The sequence below is a fragment of the Helicobacter magdeburgensis genome (assembly GCF_000765825.2).
Lineage (GTDB): Bacteria > Campylobacterota > Campylobacteria > Campylobacterales > Helicobacteraceae > Helicobacter_C > Helicobacter_C magdeburgensis.
This window is the reverse complement of record NZ_JRPE02000005.1, coordinates 131,369-140,451: the sequence shown is the minus strand read 5'-3', so window position 1 is coordinate 140,451 and position 9,083 is coordinate 131,369. Positions and strand designations below refer to the sequence as shown.

Below are 9,083 nucleotides of genomic sequence, written 5' to 3'. Positions count from 1 at the left end.
CTATTTCTAGGGAATGCCACAAGGGCTTTTAATGGTTTTATGATAGATAAAAGGTGTTAAAATAGAGTAAATCGTCTTGGTATTTTATAGAGAATCTTAATTACGCATTTTTTGTGTGTAAAAGTATGAGAAAAGAAAAAAGTGGGGGTAAGAGATGAGGATTATAAGATTCTAGAATCCCTGAAGTAAAGCGTTAAATGGCTCTTTGTATGGGCTAAAATCAGCTATGCTATGCCCACTTTGAGAATGCAGAATCTCTGCGTAATTTTGCCAATAGGCTTGTGAGATTCTAGGATTAATCAACTCATCATTTTGCGAGATACACACGCAGATTTTTATATCTTTTGGCGGAGGGATTTGTAAGGCGTGGGCGTAACTCTGCCAAGATTCTAAAGTGAGTGTAAATGCTTTTTGCGTGGTGGTGTTGGTTTGAGGCTTGTTAATGTATTTTTCAAGCTGGGCTAGAGGATTTAAAACGGGATTAAAAAGCATCATCGCTTGAGGGGAGGGTATCTCAAAATATGGGGCAAAAAGCGTGAGTTGCCACAGGTAGAATGCCCCCAAAGAGTTGCCTACAAAGCAAAAAGGCTCTTGTTGTTTTAACTCACTTAAAAATTGCTCTTTTAAACTATGGAGATTTGCCATAAAGTCCCCGCCATTGTCATACACAAGCTGAAAGGGCGTGATGTCTAAGCCCTGTGAGATTCTAAAATAGGCTTGGCAATGGAGTGAAGAGTGGAATCCGTGAGAGTAGAAAAACTGCACGATTACCCCTTTTGCTATCTAGCCTATGTGAAATTCTTGTGGCAGTGGGGAGATAAACTCATAGTCCAAAAGGCGAATTTTATGTGCGTGGAGCATAAGCCGCTTGGCATTGTCATTTGTGTTGCCATAGAGTGTGTCGCCGACAATGGGGTGATTGATACTTTGGCAATGCACGCGAATTTGGTGAGTGCGACCAGTGGTGATGATGGCTTGGGCTTGTGTCTTTTTGCCAACAATGCTTAGGGGGGCTAGCTGTGTGTGAGCGGACAGCCCATTTTTATCAATGCGAGACTTGGCAAAGCCCTTTTTTATCGTGGATATGGGCTTATTAATAGTAATAGAATCGGCTAAGATTCCGTGTAGTAGGCAAATATATTCCTTATACACAGCTTGTTTTTTAAAGGCTTCTTTGGCTTTGAGATGAAAGGGGCTATTTTCTTGTATGAGCAAAATCACGCCGCTTGTTTGCTTATCTAGTCTGTGGAGTAAGCTCCAGCCCTCAAACATATCGCTTAAATCATAAGATTCTACAAATGGGGGCTTATCAAGGGCTAAAATCTGCTTGTCTTCAAAAATGATTCTTGGCTTTTTTATCTCTGCCACTTCAAAAGTCGCACTCAAGGGCAGCTCTAGCCTTGCGATAGTGATTTTCTTGCCCCCACTTGATACAAGCCCTTTATCAATGAGAGACTTAGCGAGATTATGAGAAATCCGCTTGGCTTTGGCTAGGAGCTTATAGGCTTTGTCAGTTGGCATTTTCAATCTTTTGTATAAGGGTAGTAAGCTTGTGGGCTAAGTCTAATTTTATAGAGCTTTTTGGGAGTTCTTGCCACCTTGAGAGTGTGTCTTGCAAACTTTGAGGTGGGATTAGCACATAATTTTCCACAGATTCAAAAAGGGCGTATTGATTAAAAATATGCTCCCCGCTTATAAGCTTTGTGTGGAAAAAGGCTGGTTCAAGTGGATTATGTCCGCCGATATTTAGCATAAAGCTCCCACATAAAATTACCACATCGCTAATGGCATAAAGATTGTTTAACTCACCTAGCGTGTCAATCACAATGGCTTGTGCGTTAGATTCAAGTTTATGCTGTGAAAAAAGTGTCGTTTGAAAAAAGCTTTGCGTGAGTTCATAGACTTCCTTAAACCGCTCTGGGTGGCGAGGTGCGATAAGAAGCAATGGGGTTTCTTGCGGGGTGTTTTCTTGGGATTGTGTGTTGGCACAAAGGGCTTGAAAAGATTCTAAAATCAACTTCTCTTCGCCCTTATGCGTGCTTGCCGCACAAAAGATGGGGCGATTTGGCTTTGTATAAGTGGCACTAAGGGTTGGGGTATTTAGCATTTTAAGATTCCCAAAAGAGCTGACATTTTTTGCCCCAAGGCTTTCTAACCGCTCTTTATCAACACTGCTTTGTGCTAAGACTTCATCAACAAAAGCAAAAATGCTTTGATAAAAGCCCTTAAAACGCTGATAGCGTTTAAGGGAGCGTTGTGAGATTCTAGCGTTAATAAGCAAAGTCCGGGCGTTGTGAGATTTTGCAACATAAAAAAGCATTTTCCATAATTCCGCTTCTGTTACGATGAGTGCTTGAATCTCGTGTAGATTCTTAGCCCAAAAGGGCAGAAAAATCTCAAAAGGCAAGTAACGCACCATAACGCACAAGCTAGAATCCTGCCTATTTGCATATAAGCGTTTGGCTTCATTAAAGCCCGTGTGTGTAATTGTGGTAATAAGAATAGTGTAGGGTTTTGAATCTAGGGCTTTAAGCAGTGGCTCTAAAGACCTTATCTCGCCATAAGAACAAGCGTGAAACCATAAGTTTGGGGATTTTTCTAGCTTTTTTAACGCTTGAAATGGCGAAAATCTAGCTGGGATAGAATCTCTATGTTTGGCACGAAAGGCAGTGATACATAAAAGGGGGAGAGCGATGAGATACAGCAAAAGGCAGGATAGAAAATATATAAAAGGAAAGCTTGGCTTTGTGTTTTTCACTGCGTTTGTCCTATCCCGCGTGTTTCCCCAAAAATGCCTGAAGCTTATGCTTCTGCTTCCTCTTTTTTGTTTGCTGTCTTGCTTTCATTTTGTGGAGCGATATAGAGAATCCTGCCACAATGTGGGCAGTTGATAATATCATTGCCCTTAATGATTTCATTATAAATGGTGTCATTAAGCTTCATAAAGCAACCACCACAGGCTTGTTTGAAAACCGGCACAACACTTGTGTTCCCCGCCCATCGGCGAATCTTGGCATAAAATCCTGTAATTTTACTATCCATTTTCGCACTTAATGTCTCTTTTTTATCAAACAAATCTTGCTGGGCTTTTTTAATCTCTTGGACTTGGCTTTGAGTTTGAGATTCAAGTGTTTGGATAAGAGATTTTAGCTCTTCAAGCTGTGGAGCATAGGCATTTTTCTCCTCTTCTTTAGTGAGTTTTAACGCTTCAAGCCGCTCAATCTCACTATTTGAATGCGTCATATTTTCTTTAGCAATATCGGATTCTACATCTAAGGCACGGATTTCTTTTTCCGTTTTGACTTCCTTTTGCTTTTTAGAGATTTGCTCTAATTTGGCTGAGGCATCTTGGATATTTCTGTCGTGATGAGCGATTTCAAGGTTTATGGCGTGGGCTTCCTGGTTAAGATTCTCAATATTTTTTAGAATCTGCTCTTGCTGATTAATCTTTTCATCAAGCTCACTGCGGATTTTTTGAATCTTTGGTCCTAACTCATCAATTTGTATATCATAAGCAGCCACTTGGATAAGGTCTTGTAAATGTTTATTCATCGTGATTCCCTTGTGTTTGGATTGTCTATTTTAGTCTGTAATGGAGCAAAAATAGAATGGATTTTTACAATCGGCAATTATAGCGTTATATCCTGCATTTTGCAAAATAGATTGAAAAATTTCTACAAAATATTTCTCACTCTCATAATGCCCCATATCAATAAGGCTAAGTCCATTGCTTTTAGCAATCATCGCATCGTGATGTTTAATATCGCCTGTGATAAGGCAAGTGTGGAGCTTTTGCGGAATGCGTGAAGATAGGGAGCAGCCGCTCCCACACACGACATAGACTTCTTTAATGGAATCTAGGCTACTAGATTCTTGTGTATTTTCATAAATATCATCGCCCTGTATGTAGCTCACCGCCTTTGCTTGGAGCTTTTGACACACCTGTAAGGCTAGATTTTCTAAGCTTGTAGGCTTAATCTCCCCATACATAAAAAAATCCTGTGCTACAAAATGCTCCCATTGCAAAATTTTATGCGTAAGATAGGCATTAAGATGGGATTTATCAAAGTTTGTATGCAGACTGATTAACGCACAATTTTTACGCAATAAAACCGAGATAAGATTGCTAGGATAGCTCTGTGTGTGAATCTGCGTTAAGGGAGTGAAAATCAAAGGGTGGTGCGTGATAACAAGCGTGTTTGGCTGAAGATTCCTAGCAATATCAAGGGTAAGCTCAAGGCATACTACAATGTGGGTAAGCTCATCATCAAAGCTGCCTAGATTTAAGCCGCTTTTATCCCAAGATTCCTGTGTGTCAAAGGGCGAGATACTCTCACATAAATCATAAATTTCTTTTAACTTGAACGCCATAAGCCCCACCTTGTCGCAAAATAAAGGGTGGCATTATAACACAAAAGGCGTGTCCTGATACACAGAAAAATTAAGCCAATTTGAAAAAAGCACGCTCGCACTTGACTTCCACGAGAGTATCGGCTCCCCATCTTCTCCAAAATAATCAAGCGGTTTTGCTATCTCTAAGCCTTTATTTATATCACGCTCATACTCCAAACGCAGCGTGTCTTTGGCGTATTCTGGGTGGGCTAGGATATAAAAGTCTTTCTCATCTTTTAACGCGCTAATGCCACAAAGCTCGCTCTCTAATAGAATCTTAAGTTTAGAGTTTCTAACCGCATTTTCATCAATCCCAGCGTGCCTTGAATGGGGCATTCTCACAATAGAATCTAGCCCATTTAAAAGCAAATCTTGCGTAATGATTCTATGTGGAAACACACCAAACACCTTGCTTTCTAGCATAATTTTTTCAATCTTATGAAAGTGATACAGCCCTGCCATAGCCCCCCAGCATAGATACATTGTGCTTGTGCAATGGCTTTTGAGATAATCCATAATCTCTTGTATCTCATTCCAATACGCCACGCTCTCAAACTCCAAATGCTCAATGGGTGCACCTGTAACAATCGCTCCATCAAACCGCCGCCCTTTAACTTCGCTAAAATTCACATAGAATCTATCTAAATGGCTTTTGGGCGTGTTTGTGCCGATGTAACTTGCTGTGGATAAAAGCGTGATTTTCACCTGCAAAGGCGAGTTTGCAAGCAGACTTAGAATCTGATTTTCCGTCTCAATCTTTGTAGGCATAAGGTTAATTAAAAGCACTTCAAGCGTCCTAATATCTTGCGTTTTAGCCCTTTTTGCCCCCATAATAAAGGCATTTTGACTAAGCAAGGAATAGGCTGGAATATCTTCTGGGATAACAATGGGCATTTTCACTCCTTTTAGATTCTACTTTTCTATTGCCTGTTTTAAATCGGCAATCAAGTCTTTGCTAGATTCTAGCCCTATGCTTAGTCTAATCGTGCAGGGTGTGATACCCCCGCTTTGTAGCTCTTTTTCACTAAGTTGTGAATGCGTAGTGGAAGCGGGGTGAATGATTAAAGACTTTGAATCCCCGATATTTACCACCATCGCAAAAATCTCTGTGTTATTGCAAATCTTTTGTGCCGCTTCATAGCTTTGTGCTTCAAAGCTAATGAGTCCGGAGCTTTGAGAATCTGCGTAATATTTTTGCAAAAGGGCGTGATATGGGCTAGATTCTAATCCCGGATAGGCTACACTTTTAACCAAACTATGAGATTCTAAGAATCTTGCTACATCTAGCGCATTTTGACTATGCTTTTTAATGCGAAGCTCTAGCGTCTCTAACCCTTGCAATAGAATCCACGCTGATTGCGGGGAGAGTGTCGCACCGATATTTCTAAGCCATTCAGTGATAAGGCGAATGCTAAAGCAAGGCAGGGGCAGTGAAGCATAGACTAGCCCGTGATAGCTAGAATCTGGAGTATTAAAAGCAGGATAACGCGGGTTATCTCTAAGTAGCTCATTTAGCCCTACTCGCTCAATCACCGCCCCACCTAACGCACTGCCCTGCCCATTGACATACTTGCTAAGGCTATGCACGGAAATATCCACGCCAAAATCAAAGGGCTTGTGTAAAAAGGCAGTAGGCAGGGTGTTATCACAAATGCTTATAATGCCGTGTTTCTTAGCAATAGCGGTAATAGCAGTCGTGTCGGCGATTGAAATAATGGGATTTGAAATGCTTTCAAAAAAAATCGCCTTTGTTTTAGAATCTATCACAGATTCTAAAGACGCGATATTATCAATGTCAAATGTCCTAGCTTCAATGCCAAAGCGTTTCAGCGTATGTGTGAAAAGTGTCTGCGTGCCACCATAGATTTTATTCGCAAAGACGATATTATCACCACTTTCCGCACAATTTGCTATCGCATAGAAAATCGCCGCACTCCCACTTGAAGTAGGCACACCAAAGACACCGCCCTCAACCGCTGCAAGTCTCGCACCTAGCACATCAGTCGTGGGATTTGTCAAACGCGTGTAGATATTGCCTAGTTCTTTTAGTCCAAATCGTGCTGCGGCTTGCTCTAAGCTCTCAAAGCTATAAGCGGTGTTTTGATAGATTGGCACACTCATTGTGCGTTGGGTGTCGTAAGTGTATCCTGCGTGCAGGGCGAGTGTGTCTTGAGTGTAGTTATTATGCTTTAAATTTGCCATTGTTGTTCTCCTTTTTTTGTGTTTGTCTTTTTGGCTAAAATCTTTGATTTGGCGTTCGCCAACTGCGTCACTACCGCTTAAGGTAGCTCCTTGTTGGCTCACTTAAAAACAAAGATTTTAGCTCAAAAATACTGCCGCAAATGTTCGCAAATGTGCGGTTATCCTTGCGTTTTAAGATTCTAGAATCTCTGCGGATTTGGGCTTATACTATCACATAAAAATAAGATTACAATATGTAATATATAAAAAATTGTAAAAAATATCCAGCGTGTTACTTTTCTACATAAAATAAAAATACGATATGTAATTATTATTTTATGTATTATTGGTGTATGCTAGTTTATATACACAAGCTTTAGAAAAAGATTTGAATCTTGCGCAATAACAAAATTGGTGTTTCAATAAATTTGACATTTTTCGCTACAATGCGGAGTTTTTGGTAGGGTTCGAGCGGGATTTATTGGTGTTGAAAACCAAGATTCTATAAAACTTAAACGCAAACAACACAAAGGGGCAAAATGCGAGCGATTACATTTTTTTGGCTTGTTTTTATTGTGAGTGCTTATAGTATGTATCATATCTATGCGGCATATCTTATGGATATTCTTATCGCACTTTTATTATATATTGTTACTTATGGCTTGTATGCTTGGATTCTAAAACGCGTGAAATACCCCGTTGTAAGTGCAACGCTAAGTATTTGTATTTTAATTCTTTTGCTTGTTGTGCCTTTGTTTTTCTTATTTAAAACCATTATCACTTCCGCAGCTGAGCTTAATCCAACGGACTTTAGTGCATTTGTGGAGGGGAGCAAGGAGCAGATTCTATCCTTGCTTGTTTCATTCCCTGAAATTGAAGTAAAAGCAAGGGATATTCTAGGCAGTATTTCAGCCTCTTCAATCTTAGGCTATGTGTTAAACTTCAGCTCACAGCTTGGCAAATCAAGCCTAGGCTTTATGGTGGATACGGGCTTTATTATCGTGTTTTTATTCTTTTATTTTCTCTATGGGAAACAGGCGTATGATTATGTCATTGAGCTTATACCTTTTGAAAATATGCAAATCAGCAGTGTGCTAGATGAGGTAACAAATGTTATTAAAGTGGTGTTTTATACCTCGCTTGTGAATATCGTTTTGCAAGGGGCGGCGTTTGGAATCCTTATAATGTTTTTTGGCTATGATGGCGTGTTTTTTGGTATGCTCTATGGATTTGCATCAATCGTGCCAATTGTGGGCGGGGGGCTTGTATGGCTGCCGCTAGCGGGGTATGAATTTTACCTTGGCAATACGCAAAATGCCATTATCATTGCTTTGTATGCGTTGATTGTGTGTGCGGTGCTTATAGATAATGTCATTAAGCCTATTTTGATTGGGCTTATTAATAAAAAGGTGCTAAAAACTTCCGTGCGTATTAATGAGCTTCTTATCTTTTTTGCTATTCTTGCTGGGCTTACAAACATTGGATTTTGGGGGATTATCTTAGGTCCGGCAATCACAGCACTTTTTATTTCTCTTCTTAGAATCTATCGCAAACAAACCGCTAAAGAATCGCTCACCCCCACCCACGAAGAAAAGATAGGCTTGTGAGAGCTAAGGCAAGATTCTAGAATCCTGTTTGATTTTTATAAGAATCTATGAAAAACGCAAAGATTCATACTCCGTGGGGATAAAATAATCTTCTGCCTTAATGCATTCTTTATAGAATCTAGCCTTATACCCTAGCTCAAAAAGCTTATCTACCGCTAAAATCTCCTTTTCCCCCATAGAGATGGAATCCGCATTGGCATAGAGATTTAAATATATTTCTAATTCCTTAGCATTGACGCGGATAATGCCCCTTTCAAGCAGCATTTTGCTTAAAATCGCTTTGTTTTCAACGGCTAATCGCACCGCCTTTGTGAGAATCTTTTCACATTCCATAGCAGTAGTAAGGGGCAAAGAGCGTCTTAACGCCATTCCTCCTAGTGGCAGTGGCAATCCCCCGCCGCTAAGCTCCTGCCAGATGTCCCAAAGCTCTGCTTCTACCACAAGGCTTTCATCAAAGTTTAAAATTGACTCATGGATTAGCACCCCCGCATCAACTTCCCCGCTTAACACGCTAGATTCTATCTCTAAGAAATTTTTATACACAATCTTTGCTTCCGGGTAGGTGAGAGAAAAAAGCAAAGCGTTGCTTGTATGCTCTCCGCTTAAAGCGACTTTGAAGTGCTTTTTTAAGATTCTATCCTTTTTTCTAATGAGCTTTGGTCCATAGCCATTGCCAAAGCTAACACCTGTGCGTAAAAGAGCGTATTCTTGTGCGACAAGTGGATAAAGGGCAAAAGAGATAGCACTTATATCATATTCCCCGCTCAAAGTGGCGAGATTGAGCGTTTGAATGTCTTTTGCGGTATTGCTAAAACGCAATTTTGTAGAATCTACCCACCCAAAAACAATAGCATAATACATAAACAAATCATCGGCATCAGGGCTATGGGCGACTTTTATCAT

General features: G+C 40.3%; 9 protein-coding genes. 1 reads left to right on the top strand and 8 read right to left on the bottom strand.

Features of this window, described 5'->3' with window-relative positions:
- Window positions 1-171: 171 nt before the first annotated feature.
- From LS74_RS04965 to LS74_RS04935, 7 genes are read right to left on the bottom strand one after another with little or no spacing between them, the layout of a single operon-like run.
- A complete protein-coding gene (locus tag LS74_RS04965; RefSeq protein WP_034588985.1) occupies window positions 172-765 on the bottom strand; it encodes a YqiA/YcfP family alpha/beta fold hydrolase in 594 nt (197 codons plus the stop codon).
- Between the two features lie 18 nt (window positions 766-783).
- Window positions 784-1,521, bottom strand: a complete 738-nt coding sequence (locus tag LS74_RS04960; protein ID WP_034588984.1) for an RluA family pseudouridine synthase — start codon at window positions 1,519-1,521, stop codon at window positions 784-786.
- Window positions 1,511-2,758 (bottom strand): lipid IV(A) 3-deoxy-D-manno-octulosonic acid transferase, encoded by a 1,248-nt coding sequence (waaA, locus tag LS74_RS04955; protein WP_236096809.1) that lies wholly within the window; start codon window positions 2,756-2,758, stop codon window positions 1,511-1,513. Before waaA ends, LS74_RS04960 begins: the two co-directional genes overlap by 11 nt.
- A 44-nt stretch (window positions 2,759-2,802) precedes the next feature.
- A complete protein-coding gene (locus tag LS74_RS04950) occupies window positions 2,803-3,552 on the bottom strand; it encodes a zinc ribbon domain-containing protein (RefSeq protein WP_034588981.1) in 750 nt (249 codons plus the stop codon).
- Between the two features lie 30 nt (window positions 3,553-3,582).
- Window positions 3,583-4,371, bottom strand: a complete 789-nt coding sequence (locus tag LS74_RS04945; RefSeq protein WP_138128864.1) for a Nif3-like dinuclear metal center hexameric protein — start codon at window positions 4,369-4,371, stop codon at window positions 3,583-3,585.
- Window positions 4,372-4,404: 33 nt separating this feature from the next.
- Window positions 4,405-5,286, bottom strand: coding sequence for a homoserine O-succinyltransferase (locus LS74_RS04940; RefSeq protein ID WP_138128862.1), 882 nt, complete (start codon window positions 5,284-5,286; stop codon window positions 4,405-4,407).
- An 18-nt stretch (window positions 5,287-5,304) separates the two neighbouring features.
- On the bottom strand, window positions 5,305-6,594 hold the full coding sequence (locus tag LS74_RS04935; RefSeq protein WP_034588473.1) for an O-acetylhomoserine aminocarboxypropyltransferase/cysteine synthase family protein: 1,290 nt from the start codon (window positions 6,592-6,594) through the stop codon (window positions 5,305-5,307).
- Window positions 6,595-7,112: 518 nt separating this feature from the next.
- On the opposite strand from LS74_RS04935, the gene LS74_RS04930 reads away from it, so the two are divergent.
- A complete protein-coding gene (locus LS74_RS04930; protein ID WP_034588471.1) occupies window positions 7,113-8,180 on the top strand; it encodes an AI-2E family transporter in 1,068 nt (355 codons plus the stop codon).
- Between the two features lie 45 nt (window positions 8,181-8,225).
- Here the strand turns inward: LS74_RS04930 and LS74_RS04925 are convergent, their stop codons facing one another.
- Window positions 8,226-9,083, bottom strand: a complete 858-nt coding sequence (locus LS74_RS04925; RefSeq protein ID WP_034588468.1) for a menaquinone biosynthesis family protein — start codon at window positions 9,081-9,083, stop codon at window positions 8,226-8,228.